The organism is Pleomorphomonas carboxyditropha, assembly GCF_002770725.1.
Lineage (GTDB): Bacteria > Pseudomonadota > Alphaproteobacteria > Rhizobiales > Pleomorphomonadaceae > Pleomorphomonas > Pleomorphomonas carboxyditropha.
Genome location: NZ_NQVN01000044.1, coordinates 1 through 16,464, shown reverse-complemented (window position 1 = coordinate 16,464; position 16,464 = coordinate 1). Strand labels below are relative to the sequence as shown.

14 protein-coding genes are annotated in these 16,464 nt (G+C 65.3%); 6 read left to right on the top strand and 8 right to left on the bottom strand.

Annotation, left to right across the window (positions count from 1 at the left end; all coding sequences use genetic code 11):
* A partial coding sequence (locus CJ014_RS26600) for an ATP-binding cassette domain-containing protein (protein WP_245427725.1) occupies positions 1-653 on the bottom strand: 653 nt, incomplete at its 3' end.
* Positions 654-1,386: 733 nt separating this feature from the next.
* Between CJ014_RS26600 and CJ014_RS26595 the strand changes: the two genes are divergently transcribed.
* Both CJ014_RS26595 and CJ014_RS26590 read left to right on the top strand, forming a co-directional pair.
* The gene (locus CJ014_RS26595; RefSeq protein WP_100083518.1) at positions 1,387-2,424 is read left to right on the top strand and encodes a LacI family DNA-binding transcriptional regulator; all 1,038 of its coding nucleotides are present in this window, start codon (positions 1,387-1,389) and stop codon (positions 2,422-2,424) included.
* 471 nt (positions 2,425-2,895) lie between these two features.
* A complete protein-coding gene (locus CJ014_RS26590) occupies positions 2,896-3,846 on the top strand; it encodes a sugar ABC transporter substrate-binding protein (RefSeq protein ID WP_165791008.1) in 951 nt (316 codons plus the stop codon).
* Between the two features lie 133 nt (positions 3,847-3,979).
* Here CJ014_RS26590 and CJ014_RS26585 read toward each other — a convergent pair whose 3' ends face one another.
* Positions 3,980-4,993, bottom strand: a complete 1,014-nt coding sequence (locus CJ014_RS26585) for a LacI family DNA-binding transcriptional regulator (RefSeq protein WP_100083516.1) — start codon at positions 4,991-4,993, stop codon at positions 3,980-3,982.
* Between the two features lie 318 nt (positions 4,994-5,311).
* Here CJ014_RS26585 and iolE point away from each other — a divergent pair, with 318 nt between their 5' ends.
* The 4 genes from iolE to iolG are packed head-to-tail and all read left to right on the top strand — an operon-like array spanning position 5,312 to position 9,609.
* Positions 5,312-6,226: a myo-inosose-2 dehydratase gene (gene iolE, locus CJ014_RS26580; RefSeq protein ID WP_100083515.1), complete on the top strand. Its 915-nt coding sequence runs from the start codon at positions 5,312-5,314 to the stop codon at positions 6,224-6,226.
* A 28-nt stretch (positions 6,227-6,254) separates the two neighbouring features.
* Positions 6,255-7,427: a Gfo/Idh/MocA family protein gene (locus tag CJ014_RS26575; RefSeq protein WP_100083514.1), complete on the top strand. Its 1,173-nt coding sequence runs from the start codon at positions 6,255-6,257 to the stop codon at positions 7,425-7,427.
* Positions 7,428-7,468: 41 nt separating this feature from the next.
* Positions 7,469-8,614: a Gfo/Idh/MocA family protein gene (locus CJ014_RS26570; RefSeq protein WP_100083513.1), complete on the top strand. Its 1,146-nt coding sequence runs from the start codon at positions 7,469-7,471 to the stop codon at positions 8,612-8,614.
* Positions 8,611-9,609, top strand: a complete 999-nt coding sequence (iolG, locus tag CJ014_RS26565; protein ID WP_100083512.1) for an inositol 2-dehydrogenase — start codon at positions 8,611-8,613, stop codon at positions 9,607-9,609. Before CJ014_RS26570 ends, iolG begins: the two co-directional genes overlap by 4 nt.
* 160 nt (positions 9,610-9,769) lie before the next feature.
* On the opposite strand, the gene CJ014_RS26560 is transcribed toward iolG, so the two are convergent.
* The 6 genes from CJ014_RS26560 to CJ014_RS26535 all read right to left on the bottom strand — a co-directional run bounded on the left by CJ014_RS26560 (position 9,770) and on the right by CJ014_RS26535 (position 16,151).
* The gene (locus CJ014_RS26560) at positions 9,770-10,645 is read right to left on the bottom strand and encodes a DMT family transporter (RefSeq protein ID WP_100083511.1); all 876 of its coding nucleotides are present in this window, start codon (positions 10,643-10,645) and stop codon (positions 9,770-9,772) included.
* 45 nt (positions 10,646-10,690) lie between these two features.
* Positions 10,691-11,719, bottom strand: coding sequence for a Gfo/Idh/MocA family protein (locus CJ014_RS26555; protein WP_100083510.1), 1,029 nt, complete (start codon positions 11,717-11,719; stop codon positions 10,691-10,693).
* 152 nt (positions 11,720-11,871) lie between these two features.
* Positions 11,872-12,813 carry a substrate-binding domain-containing protein gene (locus CJ014_RS26550; protein WP_100083509.1) on the bottom strand — a complete coding sequence of 314 codons (942 nt, stop codon included), beginning with the start codon at positions 12,811-12,813 and terminating at the stop codon, positions 11,872-11,874.
* A 53-nt stretch (positions 12,814-12,866) separates the two neighbouring features.
* Complete coding sequence (locus CJ014_RS26545; RefSeq protein WP_100083508.1) at positions 12,867-13,835, bottom strand: ABC transporter permease; 969 nt, start codon at positions 13,833-13,835, stop codon at positions 12,867-12,869.
* Positions 13,828-15,348 (bottom strand): sugar ABC transporter ATP-binding protein, encoded by a 1,521-nt coding sequence (locus tag CJ014_RS26540; RefSeq protein WP_207765874.1) that lies wholly within the window; start codon positions 15,346-15,348, stop codon positions 13,828-13,830. Before CJ014_RS26540 ends, CJ014_RS26545 begins: the two co-directional genes overlap by 8 nt.
* A 413-nt stretch (positions 15,349-15,761) precedes the next feature.
* The gene (locus CJ014_RS26535; RefSeq protein ID WP_100083507.1) at positions 15,762-16,151 is read right to left on the bottom strand and encodes a tautomerase family protein; all 390 of its coding nucleotides are present in this window, start codon (positions 16,149-16,151) and stop codon (positions 15,762-15,764) included.
* Positions 16,152-16,464: the final 313 nt, after the last annotated feature.

The window sequence follows — 16,464 nt, the reverse complement described above, 5'->3', positions numbered from 1 at the left end:
ATCTTGTGGGTGATGTAGATGACGGCGACGCCCTCGGCCTTGAGGTCGGCGATCTGGCGGAACAGCATCTCCACCTCGGTGTCGCTGATCGCCGAGGTCGGCTCGTCCATGATCACCAGCTTGGCCTTACGCGAGATGGCCTTGGCGATCTCGATCAGCTGCATGCCGGCGATCGACAGCTCGCGCATCTTCAGGCGCGGCGAATACCTGAGCCCCAACTGGTCGAGCAGCGCCTGGGTGTCGGCGTACATCCTGCCGTAGTCGACGAAGGTGACGACGTCGCCGAGCACGGACAGGCGCGGTGCGCCGCCAAGCACCGGCTCGCGGCCGAGGAAGATGTTCTCGGCGATCGTCATGTCGAGCACCGGGCTCAGTTCCTGATGGATCATGGCGATGCCCAAGTCGAGCGCCGCCTTGGTGTCCTGGCCCTCGATCCGGACGCCGTCGAAATAAAGTTCGCCGGCATCGACGGTGTATTCGCCGCTGATCACCTTCATCAGCGTCGACTTGCCGGCGCCGTTCTCGCCGACCAGCACGTGCACGCTGGCCGGCCGCACCCGGAGGCTCACCTTGTCGAGCGCGAGTACGCCCGGAAACGCCTTGGTAATCGACCGCATCTCGAGGATGCAGGATCGGTCTGGGGTATCGGTCACGACTTGTGTTCTCCTCCCGGGTCGTCGGATGAAAGATTCTGTCAGTTCCGCCGGATGCACCAACCGTTGCCCCGGTATTGAATATCTCGGATCGCACACGCTTAGGTAGAATAAACCTGTCTGCCTTCGCGCAAGCGCAGGACTAGCCGCCGATCAATCGATTTATCCAAGCGCCCTCGGCCTGCCGGCCGCACCTCGCCGGCATGTTTTCCCGTCCCGCTCACAAGTTGAACGCAAGATCATCCAGGACGGCGCGTCGAAGTTCGATCAAGGCATATGTTCATTCGCGAAGGGCGAGCGAAAACCGTCCCGACACGCCGAAACACCATGACGTTGTCAGGTGGATCCGACGAAAATCAGGAGTGCCGTCCGATAAAGCGGCGACGTTCGCTTGGCGTTATCTCGGGAAATAGCGCCGGTCGTGCAGAGACATGATGGAGTCCTCCCTACGAAATGACGCGCGGGCCCATGATGGGTTTTCCGCTGCCGTATCCGCACTTGGCTTGAGATTGACTGGAAAACGACGCTCCTCGTGCCGTTTGATAGCCGACCGCCCGAGAACACTCCCGTTCCGGCGGTCGAATTCAATCCAAAGTGGCGATTGTTACGGCCTCATTTCTTGAGAAAGACGTTACCAACAGCTTGGCGCCCGTGCAATCCTGTGACAGAATATTGCCTCATGACATTTCAAGATGTCGCCGATATCCATGAAAGAATCTGTCAGGAGGCGCTGATGAACGTCCGTCCCACCATCGCCGATCTGGCATTGGCCGCCAATGTGAGCGTCTCGACCGTCGATCGCGTGCTGAGCGGCCGGCATGCCGTCCGCAAGGCGACGGCCCAGCAGGTGCTCGCCGCCGCCGAGCGGATCGGCTTCTATGCCACCGGCACGATCCGCCACCGCCTGAAGCAGGATCGCCCGGCGCGGACCTTCGGCTTCCTGTTGCAGCAGCCGAGGCGCACCTTCTACCAGATTCTGGGCAAGGCCCTGAAGGAGGCCACCGAGGCGTCCGAAGCGGTGCAGGGGCGCGCCATCGTCGAATATCGCGACGACCTGTCGCCGGAGGAGGTGTCCGAGAATCTCCTCAGGCTCAGCCGCGACGCCGACGCCATCGCCGTCGTCACCGCCGACCACCCCAAGGTGACGGGCGCGATCGACCGGTTGCGATCGGACGGCGTGCCGGTCGTCGCCGTGATCTCCGAGCTGACCGCCCCGGCGGTGGCCGGCTACGTCGGCCTGGACAACTGGAAGGTCGGCGGCACGGCGGCCTGGATGATCTCGCGGCTGTGCAAGACACCCGGCAAGGTCGGGGTCTACGTCGGCAACCACCGCTACCTCTGCCAGGATGTCTGCGAGATCCGCTTCAGGGCTTATTTCCGGGAGAATGCTCCGGAGTTCGAGCTGCTCGAATCGCGGACGACCTTCGAGGACCCGCGTTTCGCCTACGAGATGACGCTCGACCTCATCCAGCGCACGCCCGATCTGGTCGGGCTCTATGTGGCCGGCGGCGGCATCTCCGGCGTGATGCGGGCGCTGGCCGAGGACGGCGGCGAGGTCGCCAAAAGGCTGGTGGTGGTCGGTCGGGAACTGACGCCCGAAACCCGCTCGGGCCTGGTCGACGGCACCGTCGACGTCATTCTGTCGCATCCCCAGAAGATGCTGGCCGAGACGACGGTCAACACGCTGATCGAGGTGACGGCCAACAAGAACAGAACCGATCCCCTGCAGCGGATCCTGCCCTTCGATATCTATACCAACGAGAACGTATAGCCGTTCGATCTGCCGCCTGGCCGCAACAACGATGCCGGCGGCGATAGCCGCCGTCCGGAAGGCGGCCCCGTTCCTGTTCGACGCTCCATCGACCGCCGTTCGGAACGGATCGGAGAGACGATCCGGCCCGGCCGGTGTGTGCGTCCGTTCCCCCTTGAATGCGCCATCGGATGCGATGATCCCAGGGTAATCCGCCGCGTGTTGCAGCCTATACTATAGTAGTATGGGCCCTCTCTCCCGCTGAAGAAATGTCTTCAAAACGATTCTTCATCGATCGATAGGTCACGTCTTATTATAAGAAACGGGATGGAGGAAATATAGCAATTCAAATTTCGATAATACGATATGTTCTCAATCGATTATTTCTGAATATCGATAAAGTTGATGCCTGTAGCGGATTTATGACGGAATACCAAGAAGAATTGACGAAATTCGCTCGCGATGGGCGGGCGGTATCTGTGGGAGGAAGACATGAAGTTCAGGAAAATCGTCACCGCGTTGTTGGCGGCGTCCGCCATAGCGGCCGCCGGCCTGTCCCAGGCCATGGCCGCCGATCAGGTCAAGATCGCCATCGTTCTCAAGACCCTGTCGAGTCCGTGGTGGCAGATGATGGTCGCCGGGGCGCAGGAGGTTGCCAAGGAGAACGATGTTTCACTGGTGGTGCTCGGCCCGCCGACCGAGGAGGCCGTGGAACAGCAGATCAACATGTTCCAGGACGCCCTGTCCCAGCACCCGGCGGCCATGATCTTCGCCCCGACGCAGCCGCCGACCGCCGTCAACGTCATGCAGAAGGCCAAGGCGCAGAACGTGCCGGTGGTGCTGGTCGATACGCCGATGCCCGAGGGGTTCGACGACTATGCCACCTTCGTCGGCATGGACAACGTGGCGATCGGCCGTGCCGGCGGCGAGGCGCTGACCAAGCTGCTGAAGACGGGCGACAAGGTGCTGCTGATCGAGGGGGCGCCCGGCAACCCGACCATGACCGAGCGGTGCAACGGCGCCGAGGAGGTCCTGAAGGCGGCCGGCCTGGAGATCGCGTCGCGGCAGCCCGCCTATGCCGATCGCGAGAAGGCCTATTCGGTCACCCAGAACGTCCTGCAGTCGCAGCCCGACATCGCCGCCGTGTTCGCCGGCGACTACAACACCCAGTTGGGGGCGATGCGCGCGCTCAAGCAGGTCGGCAAGGATGTTCCGAACATCGGCGTCTACGCCAACGACGAGGTCCTCAAGGCCATCCTGGCCGGCGACCTCTACGGCTCGGTCCACCTCGACAGCTACGCCATCGGGCAGATGATGATGAAGGCCGCGCTCGATGTCGCCGCCGGCAAGGAGGTTCCGAAGCGCCTGTTCGTCGATGCGACGATCGTCACCAGGGACAATGCGCAGGCCGTGCTCGACCGGAGCGCCTCGCTGGCGAATTGATCCTCGCAGCACTGCGGCATCCGGCGGGCTCATAGGTCCGATCCGATGCCCTGGCCTCGCCCGACCTCTCACTCCCGGGCGAGGCCTTTTCGTGCCGGCCGTCCACCGTTCGCCGGACCGCTCGCCGAGGCCGTCAGCAATTCTCGATCATGTGGATGTGGATGGGGGTGACGGTCGAAATCGTCGCGGCTTCGATCCGGCCGAAATGCCGGGCCATCGCCTCGATCGCCGTGCGCACCTCGAATTCCGGGTTCTGGTCGATGATGGCGTCGATCAGTCCGTCGCGCAGCAGCACCCGGCGGTCGTCGGTCAGCTCGTGGGTGATGAAGACGATCTCGTTCTGCCGGCCGATCGCCCGCATGGCATCGACCACCGTTCGGGCGCCGGCCGAGGCGTTGTAGATGCCGCGCACCCCGGGATTGCGCCTCAGGGCGTCGAACACCAGGTCGCCGGCCCGTTCGCTCTGCTCATGGCTTTCGAGCACTTCCAGCACCCGGCACTCCGGATAGCGCTCGCGCAGCACCGACCGGAAGCCGGCCTCGCGCTCCTCATGGCCGATCATCGACAGCAGGCCGGCGATCATGATGACGTCGCCGCCTTCCGGCCGCAGGAACCGGCCCATCAGGTCGCCGGCCACCCGACCCGCCTTGCGGTTGTCGGGGCCGATATAGGTGAGCCGCCCGCTGTCGCGAATATCGGTCGCCAGCGTCATGACCGGCCCGCGTTCGCCGAACCGGCGCAACGCGGCGGCGATCTCCTCGCTGTGCGGACAGCAGGCGATCAGCCCGTCGTGGGCGCCCGACAGGTCGGCGATCATGCCGGCCGTTCGCTTCGGCCGGTTGGGGTCGAAGTGAAAGACCCGGAACTGCATGTTCAGGTCGGCATAAACCCGGTTCGCCGCCTCCAGCGCGGCCTGGATGGCGGCGTGGAACGGATTCTGCGGCGGCTGGATCAGGGCGGCGATGCGCAGCGTGCGGGCCATCCGCTGATCGAGCGCCCGGTCGAGCTTCAGCTTCCGCGCCCATTCGACGACGCGCCGCTCCTTGTCGGGATCGACGCCGCCGCGCCCGTTGAGCACGCGGTCGACCGTCGATGCCGAGACGCCGGCCGCCGCGGCGACATCCCTGGCCGTTGTCTTGCGCGTCATCGCCGACCTCGCCGATTGAAGAAATATCTTCAAAATGTTTGTTCCTTGAAGATTACTACGTCGCTACAGTGCAATCAAGAAGCTACAAAAGAACAATTGGGGGAGAGAAATAGTTCAATCCGGCTCGAGCGCCGCTATTGAACAACATTCACAACGCCATTCGAGCAACAATAAAGGCAGTTTCGCAGGAAATTGCCGTGAGATGCGCCGATGTTTTTCTTGAATCCAATGCTTTACAGCCAAGTAAACCGGCATGATCGGGCCAGAGACAACGGCCTGAACAGAAACTCGACATATGGAAACCTGGAGGAGACGGAGATGGCCAGAAAACTTTCCACCCTGCCGGCCGGCGTGCGCCTCGGCGTCGCGCCGCTGTCGTGGGTCAACGACGTGCTGGAGGATCTCGGGGCGGACATTCCCCTGGAAACCTGCCTCGCCGAAGCGGCACAGGCCGGCTACGAAGGCATCGAGCTCGGCCGCAAGTTCCCGCGCGAGGCCAGGGTGCTCTCGCCGATCCTCAGGGCGCACGGGTTGGATCTCGTCTCGGGCTGGTACAACGGCTTTCTCGCCGAACGCGACGTCGCGGCGGAAATCGCCGAGGTCGCCGCGCATGCCGCCCTGCTCAAGGCGCTGGGCTGCTCGGTGATGGTCTACGGCGAATGCGGCAGGATGTATCCGGAAGCGCCGCTCGACGCGCCGCTGTCCAGGCGGCTCAAGCTCGACCCGTCCGACTATGCCGCCTACGCCGCGCGGCTCGGCGAGTTCGGGCGCCACATCCAGGGCGAATACGGTTTGACGCTCGCCTATCACCATCACCTGATGATGGTCGCCGAGAGCTTCGACGAGGTGTCGAAGCTGTTCGATGCCGCGCCCGCCTCGGTCGGCCTGCTGCTCGACACCGGCCATGCCTATGGCGGTGGCTTCGACTACGTGAAGCTGATCGACCGCTTCGGCGACCGCATCGTCCACATCCACCTCAAGGACGTGCGTGGCGACATCTTCGCCGATATCCGCAGGACCGACCGCAGCTTCAACGAGGGCGTCCGCAGCGGCATGTTCACCGTCCCCGGCGACGGCGTCCTCGACTTCGCGCCGCTCGCCCGCTTCGTCAGGACGTCGGGCTATCGCGGCTGGCTGGTCGTCGAGGCGGAGCAGGATCCGGCCAAGGCGCCGCCGCTGGCCATGGTCACCAAGGCCTACGAGACCATCGCCGCCGTCTTCGCGGCGAAATAACCGGCCGCTTCTTTGGGAGGAAATCGAGATGGGTGAGAAATACCTGAACATCGGCCTGATCGGCTCGGGCTTCATGGGCCAGGCGCACGCCGATGCCTATCGGCGGGCGGCCATGCTCTACCGCAACCTGCCGGCCAGGCCGCGCCTCGTCTGCCAGGCCGATGCCACGGCGGAGCTTGCCGCCTCGGCGGCCGCCCGCTTCGGCTTCGAGCGCAGCACCGGCGACTGGCGGGCGCTGGTCGAGGATCCGGAGATCGACGTCGTCGACATCACCTCGCCCAACCACATGCACAAGGAGATGGCGCTGGCCGCCATCGCCGCCGGCAAGCACGTCTATTGCGAGAAGCCGCTGGCGGTGACGCTCGAGGACGCCGAGGAAATGGCCGCCGCCGCCAGGGCCAGGGGCGTCAAGACGATGATGGCCTTCAACAACATCAAGACGCCGGCCGCCATGCTGGCCAGGCAGTTGATCGACAACGGCGACATCGGCAGGCCGACGCGCTTCCGCGCCTGGTTCGACCAGGGCTTCTTCAACGATCCCGAGCTGCCGTTCTCCTGGCGCTGCACCCGCAAGGAAGCCGGATCGGGTGCCCTCGGCGACCTCGGCAGCCACGTCGTCGCCGTGGGACAGTATCTGATGGGCGACGTCGAGCGTGTCGTCGCCGAGAGCGAGACCTTCTTTCCGACCCGGCCGATTCCGGCCGGCGGTTCGGGCTACGGCGCCAAAGCCGGCGCCGAGGCGCCACGGGCGAAGGTAGAAAACGAGGACCAGATCCAGGCGCTCATCCGCTTCAGGAGCGGCGCCGGCGGCTCGATCGAGGCCTCGCGCATCGCCGCCGGCAAGGTGTTCGGCGTCTATTGGGAGGTGTCCGGCACCGAAGGCACCATCATCATGGATGGCGAGCGCTTCAACGAATTGAAGATCTCGCGCTTCACCGACCCCAAGCCGGATCGTGGCTTCAAGACGATCTACGCCGGCAGCCAGGTACCGCAGTTCTCGGCCTTCTTCGGCTTCGACTTCGCCGGCGGCGGCCTCGGCTACTTCGACGTCAAGGTGATCGAGGTCCACGACCTGATCGAGGGAATCTGCACCGACACGGATGCCTTCCCGAACTTCCAGTTCGGCGTCGCCAACCAGCGCATCCTCGCCGCGATCGAAGCCTCGCTCGCCAGCCGCGGCTGGGTGGACGTGCGGAACTGATCGGCACCAACGGACGACGTTCCCACGCAAGGGTCAACATCATGAGCAAGACAATCAATTTCGGCATCATCGGCGCCGGCTACATGGGCAAGGCCTATTCGATCGCCCTCAACACCGTCGCCTCGGTCTTCCCGCTGTCGGCGAACCCCGTTCTCGGCATTCTCGCCGACGAGATCCCCGACGTCGTCGAGGCCAAGGCCAAAGCTTATGGCTTCCAGCGGCGGACCACCAACTGGCGCGACCTTATCAACGATCCGGCCGTCGACGTGGTGGCGGTCTGCACGCCGACCTTCCTGCACGAGGAAATGGCCAAGGCCGCCGTCGCCGCCGGCAAGCACGTCATCTGCGAGAAGCCGCTGTCGCTCAACGCCCGCAACGCGTCGGCGATGGCCGACGCCGCCGAGAAGGCCGGCGTCAAGACCATGGTCGGCTACTGCTACGCCAAGAACCCGGCGGCGCAACTGGCCAAGGAGATGATCACGGCCGGCGAGATCGGCGACATCATCCATTTCCGCGGCACCCACAACGAGGACTTCCTGATGGACCCGGAGGCGCCGGTGAGCTGGCGCCTCAAGGAGGCCCTCGCCAGCAAGGCCGGCGCGCTGAGCGACCTCGCCTCGCACATCATCAACATGGCGCACTATCTTTGCGGCCCGATCGCCGACGTGGTGGCCGACAGCCAGATCATCCACAAGAGCCGGCCGGACGGCAAGGGCGGCCGGGCGGCGGTGGAGAACGACGACCAGACCAACCTGATCGTCCACTTCGCGAGCGGCGCCCTCGGGTCGATCGAAGCCAGCCGCGTCGCCGCCGGCCGCAAGATGGGCCTCACCTACGAGGTGGTCGGCACCAGGGGCACGCTCTATTTCGATCAGGAGGCCATGGCCGAGCTGCAGGTCTACAAGGGGTCGGACCCGGCCGCCCGCTGCGGTTTCCAGCGCATCCTGATCGGCCCGGCCCATCCGGACTACGGCAGCTTCTGCCTCGGCACCGGCCACGGCATCGGCTACAACGACATGATCACCATCGAGATGCGCGACATGATCGAGGGCGTCGCCGGCAACCGCGCCGTCTGGCCGTCCTTCCGCGACGCCGTGCACACCGCCCTGGTGGTCGACGCCGCGCTGCGCTCGCAGGCCGAACGCCGCTGGGTCGGCATCGGCGAACTCGAGACGGAGCTGAAATGATGGTCAAGCTCGCCATTTTCGGCACCGGGCGCATCGGCTACGTCCACGCCCTCAACGCGGCGGCGCAGCCGGACGCGACGCTCGCCTATGTCGTCGATCCGATCGACTCCCCGGCCCGGACGGAGATCGCCGCCCGGACCGGCGCCCGTATCGTCGAGCCCGAGGCGGTGTTCGCCGACCGGACAATCGACGGCGTCATCATCGCCAGCTCGACCGACACGCATGCCGAATTGATGCTGCGCGCGGTCGAGGCGGGCAAGGCGATCTTCTGCGAGAAGCCGATCAGCCTCGATTTCAAGCGGGTGACGGCGGTCGCCGACGCGGTGAAGAAGGCCGGCACGCCCTGCATGCTCGGCTTCCAGCGGCGCTACGACCCCAACTTCCGCTTCGTCCGCGAGCGCATCGCCGGCGGCACGGCCGGCAAGCTCGAGCATGTGGTCATGCATACCCGCGATCCGTCGCCGCCGCCGGTCGACTACGTGAAGCGGTCGGGCGGCATGTTCCGCGATCAGGCGATCCATGATTTCGACATGGCGCGCTATCTGCTCGGCGAGGAGATCCGCACCGTCTACGCGGTCGGCGCCTGCCTGATCGATCCGGGGATCGGCGCGGCCGGCGATATCGACACGGCGATGATCACCCTGACGTCGGCCTCCGGCCGCTTCGTGCAGATGGTCAACTGCCGGCGCGCCCCCTTCGGCTACGACCAGCGCCTGGAGGCGCTGTGCTCGCAGGAGGTGCTCTACGTCGAGAACCGGCCGAGCAGCTCGGTGATGATCGCCGATACCAGGGGGTTCACCACCTCGGCGCCGATGGATTATTTCATCGCCCGCTTCGCCGAGGCCTACGCGGCGGAGATGGTGGCCTTCGTCGACATGCTGACCAGGGGCACCGCCCCGCTGGCGGTGATCGACGACGGTGTGGAAGCGCAGCGGCTCGCCGAAGCGGCGATCCGGTCGATGGAAACCGGCAACGCCGTCCAGCTTGCCGGGTAGTGCCTTATCCGAATTTGGCCCGCGCCGGTGCGTCATGCATCGGCGCGGACTGGGCAGCTAGAGCAATTTCAGCAAAAGTGGGAACCGGTTTTGCGTCCGAAATTGCGCCTACTCAAAGAGATAGAGCATTTCCGGCGAACCTGTTTTCGCCGGAAATGCTCTAGATTCGCTCCCGGGCGGCCATGCTGAAGACGGCCAGGAAGATGACGAGACAGCCCAGGAGCTGGAACGGGGTGGGCATCAGGCCGAGGAAGACGACGGAGAACAGCAGCGTCCAGACCGGCTCGAAGCACATGAAGAGCCCCGCCCGCCCCGCCGACACCAGTTGCTGACCGCGGAATTGCAAGAGGAAGCGCAGGCAGGTGGCGATCAGCACGCTCGCCGCGAACCAGCCGAGGCCGGCGATCGTCGGCCAATGCGCGGCTCCGCCCTCGAGGGGGAGCGCCACCAGCAGAATGGCCAGTCCCGCGACGATGAGCTGCACGGCGGTGACCGTCGTCGCCGTCAGCGCCGTCGACACCTTCTTGACGAAGGCGATGCTGGCCGCCCAGAGGCCGGCGGAGACGGCGAAGATCGCGTGGCTCGCATCGACCGCCGCCGCCGGTCCGATGAACAGCAGGCCGAGCCCGATCACCGCCAGGACCATGGCGCCCCGGAGGCGGCGGCCGACCGGCCAGCCGAACAGCCCGGCGCCGACCAGGGGCACCATCAGGTTGCCCATGGCGGAAATGAAGGCGGCGACGCCCGGATTGCTGGTCAGCTTCAGCCCGACGATCCAGAGCATCATCGACGCGCCGAGCATGACGCCGCCGGCCAGCAGCCAGACGGCCTGCGACGACCGCCGGAGCGCGGCCAGCGGATCGTCGGCAAACGGCAGGACGAAGATCCCGGCGACCAGGAACCGGCTGCCGATGAAGATGAGCGGCGGAATCTCCCTGATCGCCTGGATGGAAAACAGCCATCCCGCCCCGGCGAGCAACGCGGCCGCCGCCAGCATGGCATCGGCAAGGGAGAGCGGTCGGTTCTGCGCGGTCAACGAAAAGGCCTTGTAACGGCGGAAAAGGCGCGTGAGCCCGCTCCGCTACTCGATCCGCACCGTTCGCCCCTCGGTGGCGCTCACCCGTGCCGCGTCGAGCACGGCGAGCGCCTCCGTCGCCTCGGCGGCGGTCACCGGCGGCGGCGTTCCCTCGGCGACGGCCCGGGCGAAACCCTGGTAATAGTCGTGATAGCGTCCCTGCTCCGACGGGACGCGTTCGGCGCCCGCGGCGGTCCGCAAGGTGCCCCACAGCGCTTCCGCCTCGTAGCCCCAGCCGGCGAGGTCGTCGAGCGGCCGCCGGCCGGCGAAGATGGCCTGGGCCTGCACGTCGGTGCCGGATTGCTCGTAGCTGCCGCCGTCGCCGTAGACGCGGAAGGAGCGAACCGCCAGCCGGTTGAGCTTGCTGGCCGACAGGTGCGAATGGACGCCGCTCTCGTGGCGCAGCGTCAGCGTGAAGCTGGCGTCGGTCGGCCCCTCGGGCCGGTCGATCATGTCGAGCTGGGCGTCCACCGCCGCCACCGGCCCGAGCAGGAACAGCATCTGGTCGACCAGATGGCTGCCGAGGTCGCGCAGCAGGCCGCCGGTCGGCCCGGCCTCCAGCGTATGGGGGTTGTCGAGGTCCATGCGCGAATGCACCCGCCACAGCCGGCCGAGCCGGCCCCCGTCGACCAGCTTCTTCAGGGTGCGGAAATCGGCGTCGTAGCGCCGGTTGTGGAACACGCCGAGTACCACGCCCCCGGCTTTGGCCGCCGCGTCCAGCCGGCGGGCGCCGTCGGCATCGGGGGCGAACGGCTTGTCGGCCACCACATGGACGCCGGCGGCGATCGCCTCCATCACCAGTTCGCGCCGGGTCTGGGGCGGCGTGGTGATGGTCACCGCGTCGACGCCGCCGGCCGCCAGCAGGGCGGTGAGGCTGGGGTAGACGGGCACGTCCGGATAATCGGCCGCCGCGGCGGCCAGCCGTTCAGGAGACCGGGCGACGATGCCGGCCAGTTCGACGCCGCGCGCCGCGGCGATGAACGGCGCGTGGAAATACCGCCCGCCGTCTCCATATCCCACAAGCCCGATACGCATGCCCGGTTCCTTTCGATTCTTCGGCAGAGAGCGTCCAGCCTGACCCCGGGCGAAGCGAAAACCTGGAAGCGAATCCGCCGGAGCGTTTCCTTGCTTGATGGAAACGCTCCGGCTCGTCGGGTCGGCGCCTGCCCGGCAAGGCGGTCAGGAGATCACTTGATGTACTGGTCGACGTTCTCCTTGGTGATCAGCTCGTGCGGCACGGTGATCACCGGCTCGATTTTCTGGCCGTTGGCGAGCTGGACGAGGGCTTCCATCGCCTTGTGACCCTGCTCGACGGTGTTCTGCGACACCGTGGCGGCCATGGTGCCCTCCTTGACGGCGGCGAGGCCGTTGGGCGCCGCGTCGACGCCGGCGATGACCACCTTTCCGACCAGTTGGGCGTCCTTGACGGCCTTGACCGCGCCGAGCGCCATGTCGTCGTTGTTGGAGACGATGGCCGTGATCTCGGTGCCGGTCTGCAGCCAGTTCTCGGCCAGCTTCAGGGCCTGGTCGGTCCGCCAGTTGGCGGTCTGCTTGTAGACGACCTTGATGTCCGGGTAGTTCTTCAGGATGTTCTCGTAACCCTGCGTGCGGCCGATCTGGCCGTCGGAGCCGAGCGGCCCGAGCAGGAAGGCGACATTGCCCTTGCCGCCGATCGCCTTGGCGACGAAGTCCATCTCGATCTCGCCGCCTTCGATCGGGTTGGCGCCGACGTAGGAATCGATCACCTCGGTATTGGCGACCTTCTGGTTGACGTTGATGACGACCAGTCCCGCCTTCTTGGCGGCCGCGAGCGCCGGCGCGAGGCCGTCGATCGCCACCGGCTCGAAGACAAGCCCGGTGTAGCCCTGGGTGACGACCGTCTCCACCTGGCTGATCTGCCGGGCGATCTCGTTGCGGGCGTCGAACACGTTGAGGCTGGCGCCGAGCTCCTCGGCCTTCTCCTTGACGGCGCCGGAAAGCTCGACCGTGAACTCGTTGCTCATGTGGCTCATCAGCAGGGCGAACTTCTGGTTCGGCTGGGCCTTGAGCTCCTGGGCCGAGGCGGCCGGCGCCCAGGCCAGCGCCGCGCCGAGCGCCAGCGCGGCGAGGCTGGTGAATGACGTATTCATGATGTCCTCCTTTGGCATTTATTGGTAGACCCGCGGTCTACCCGAAATATTCGTCAACGACGGCCGGCCTTGCCTTTGACGTCGGCCAGGACGGCGAAGTAGATGATCAGTCCCTGGATGATGAGCTGGTAGTAGGACGACACGTTGAGGATATCGAGACCGTTGCCGATCACCGCGATCAGCAGCGCGCCGATGACCGGGCCGTACCAGCGGCCGACGCCGCCGCTCATGCTGACGCCGCCGATGATCACCGCGGCGATGGCGTTCATCTCGTAGCCCTCGCCGGCGGTCGGGCTGCCCGACACGGTGCGCGAGGCGAGCAGCAGGCCGGCAAAGCCGGCGAGCGCCCCGGAGATCATGTAGACGCCGGTCTGCATCGCCCTGACGTTGATGCCGGAAACCGCCGCCGCGGTGGCATTGCCGCCGATGGCGTAAACCCGGCGGCCGAACACCGTCATGCGCAGGATCAGGGCGCTTATCGCCGCCACCACGATGAAATAGACGGCCAGATAGGGCAGGGCCCCGGCCACGAAGCCGCCGGCGATATCTTCGAAGGCGCCGCTGACGCCGAAGACGGGCGAGCCGTCGGAGGCGATCAGGGCGGCGCCGCGAAAGACGATCATCGAGGCCAGCGTGACGATGAACGGCGGAATGCCGCCATAGGCAATGCTGACGCCGTTGACCGCGCCGATCGCCGCGCCGACCAGGATGGGGGCGACGATGGCGACGATCAGCGGATATTCGCCCGGATGGGCCAGGCTGGCGGCGATGACGCCGGTAAAGGCGACGATCGAGCCGACGGAAAGGTCGATGCCGCCGGAGATGATGACGAACATCATGCCCATGGCCAGCACGCCGTTGATCGAGGCCTGCTTGATGATGCCGATCATGTTGGCGGGCCGCGCGAAGGCGTCCGGCGACAGCACGACGAGTATGCCTACCACGATGAGGAAGATGAGCACGAGACCGAAATCCTGGAAGAACCGGTCGCGGCCGTAGGAACCGGTAGGCCGGTCAGACATGACGAACCTCGCTGTAGGGAGTGGCTAGTTCCATGATTTTTTCCTGACTGAACGCATTGCGCGTGAGTTCACCTGTGATGCGGCCTTCCGCCATGACCAGGATTCTGTCGGCCAGTCCCATGATCTCGATGAGTTCGGAAGAGATGACGATGACCGCCTTGCCCTGGCGGGCCAGTTCGCCGATCACCAGATAGATGTCCCGCTTGGCGCCGACGTCGATGCCGCGCGTCGGCTCGTCGAGAATGATGACGTCGGGCGCGGTGACCAGCCATTTGGCGAGGACGACCTTCTGCTGGTTGCCGCCGGACAGGGAGGAGACCAGCGTGTCCCGCGACAGGGTCTTGATGCGCAGCCTTGCGATATTGTCGTCCGCCCAGACGTGCTCCCGCCGCTTGTCGATCATCCCGAAGGGAGAGATCCGGTCGATCGCCGCCAGCGAGATGTTCTCCTCGACCGTGCCGAGCAGGTTGAGGCCGGTCATCTTGCGGTCCTCGGTGACGAGGGCCAGGCGGTGGCCGATGGCGTCGCCCGGCGAATGGATTCGCTGCGGCTGTCCCCGCACCAGGATCTCGCCGGAGGAGGCGCGGCGGATGCCGAACAGGGTCTCCACCGTCTCGCTGCGTCCGGCGCCGACCAGGCCGGCGATGCCGAGGATCTCGCCGGCGCGAACCGAGAAGCTGACGCCGTCGACCCGCTTGTCCAGCGACAGGTTGCGGACCTCGAGCGCCGTCTCGCCGATCGGCACCGTCTCCTTGGGGACGTAGTTGGTGACCTCCCGGCCGACCATGTGGCGGATGACGCCGTCGCGATCGAAGGCCGAGGCGGCGTCCGAGGCGACCATGGTGCCGTCGCGCATCACCGAGATCCGGTCGGCGATGCGGAATATTTCGTCCATCTTGTGCGAGATGTAGATGATCGACACGCCGTGGGAGCGCAGGGTGTCGATCTGCCGGAACAGGATGTCGACCTCGCGGTCGGTGATCGCCGAGGTCGGCTCGTCCATGATGACGATCTTGGAGGACAGCGAGATCGCCTTGACGATTTCGACCAGTTGCATCTGGGCGACGCTGAGGTCGCGCATCCGGACGGTCGGGCCGATCGGAATGGAAAAGCGGTCGAACAGGTCCTTGCAGGCCCGGCGCATCGCGCCATGATTGACGATGCCGAGGGGCCCGCCGCCGAACCGCTTGAGTTCGCGGCCGAGGAAGACGTTTTCGGCGACTTCCATGTCCAGGACCGGGTTCAGCTCCTGGTGGATCATCGCCAGGCCGAGATCCATGGCCTCCCGCGGGCTGCGCGGGGCGACCGGCTTGCCGTCGAGCAGGATGTCTCCGCCGTCGGGCGGGATCATGCCCATCAGGATGCGCATCAGCGTCGATTTGCCGGCGCCGTTTTCGCCCATCAGGGCATGCACCTCGCCCCGGCCAACGCTGAGATCGACGCTGTTGAGGATCGGGTTCCGGTTGAAGCTCTTGCGGATGCCGCGCATCTCGAGCAGGGGGAGGCTCGCCATGTAACCCTCGAACTGACGGGCGCGCCCATGTCGCCCGGCGGCGACCTGCACCCTGATTTGCTAGCTGGCCGAATGGAATGATCTCGACGTCGATTCCAGCATATATGAACCATAAGTCATATTATTCGGAATATATATTCTACTTAGGGATATCACTTATGTCATGGGTTGAAAAATTTCTCATCCTTGATTTGAAAGTACTTTTTTCAATACCCGGCCGAACGCTGCGCATAATGATTGACAGTAGGAATTTTCTTCCGTCGGCCATGATGGCATGTCCGGAACGGATATGAGAATTTTCCGATTGGAAATGCCGGCTTGATTGCAGCCGGCGGCTGTTGTCGCGGCAAGCCGGCAACCCCAGGCGAACGGCGCCCGAGGTTATGGGGGCTTCAGTCGGATTGGCTTCGCTCTCAGAGGTCGCCGGTCAGGAATTGCGCGCGGCCCTTGCCGAACGACCAGTCGGCGTCGCTGTTGAGGACAAACGAAACCATGATGTCATCAGGGGAAATCTGGCATTTCTCGCCGAGGTCGTCGCAGAGGTTCTTGTAGAAGGCGAGCTTCTCTTCGCGGGAGCGCGGCCGCGACACCACCTCCACCAGCACGAACTTGTCCGTCCGCGGAATGTCGAGGCCGGTGTCCAGCGCCTTCATGTGGCTGCGCTGGTGTTCCGTCACCACCTGGTAGCGATCTCGTTCCGGCACGTGGAAGGAGCGCACCATGGCGGCATGGGCGGCGTCGAGGAACGCTTCGATCTCCTCGGCCGAACGTCCCCGGTAGATGTGAAACTTCATGAGAGGCAAGGCAGGCTCCTCGATGCTGGAGTGACGGTCAGACTCTCGGACAGGCCGCGAAAACAGGCCGCGAAAAGGTGGCCGGCCCGAGGGCCGGCCGAGTGCGGTCAGGAGGAGAAATGCATTGGGCGGGGCGCGGCGGGTGGAGCCGCCGTTGCCCTATGGGTTCAACTTCTGGTCAGGGTACCGTCCCATGTGCTGACGGCCTTCTTGGCGTCTTCCTCGGAGAACCAGACCGAGGTGACCGACTTGGTCTCGGTGAAGAAGGCGACGCCATCCTTGCCGAGCGTATGCAGGTCGCCGAAGAACGACTGCTTGTGGC

Bases quoted from the DNA above. Each gene is read 5' to 3' on its own strand.
- CJ014_RS26595 (WP_100083518.1), top strand. From the start codon at position 1,387: ATGAACGTCCGTCCCACCATCGCCGATCTGGCATTGGCCGCCAATGTG.
- CJ014_RS26590 (WP_165791008.1), top strand. From the start codon at position 2,896: ATGAAGTTCAGGAAAATCGTCACCGCGTTGTTGGCGGCGTCCGCCATA.
- CJ014_RS26585 (WP_100083516.1), bottom strand. From the start codon at position 4,993: ATGACGCGCAAGACAACGGCCAGGGATGTCGCCGCGGCGGCCGGCGTC.
- iolE (WP_100083515.1), top strand. From the start codon at position 5,312: ATGGCCAGAAAACTTTCCACCCTGCCGGCCGGCGTGCGCCTCGGCGTC.
- CJ014_RS26575 (WP_100083514.1), top strand. From the start codon at position 6,255: ATGGGTGAGAAATACCTGAACATCGGCCTGATCGGCTCGGGCTTCATG.
- CJ014_RS26570 (WP_100083513.1), top strand. From the start codon at position 7,469: ATGAGCAAGACAATCAATTTCGGCATCATCGGCGCCGGCTACATGGGC.
- iolG (WP_100083512.1), top strand. From the start codon at position 8,611: ATGATGGTCAAGCTCGCCATTTTCGGCACCGGGCGCATCGGCTACGTC.
- CJ014_RS26555 (WP_100083510.1), bottom strand. From the start codon at position 11,719: ATGCGTATCGGGCTTGTGGGATATGGAGACGGCGGGCGGTATTTCCAC.
- CJ014_RS26550 (WP_100083509.1), bottom strand. From the start codon at position 12,813: ATGAATACGTCATTCACCAGCCTCGCCGCGCTGGCGCTCGGCGCGGCG.
- CJ014_RS26545 (WP_100083508.1), bottom strand. From the start codon at position 13,835: ATGTCTGACCGGCCTACCGGTTCCTACGGCCGCGACCGGTTCTTCCAG.
- CJ014_RS26540 (WP_207765874.1), bottom strand. From the start codon at position 15,348: ATGGCGAGCCTCCCCCTGCTCGAGATGCGCGGCATCCGCAAGAGCTTC.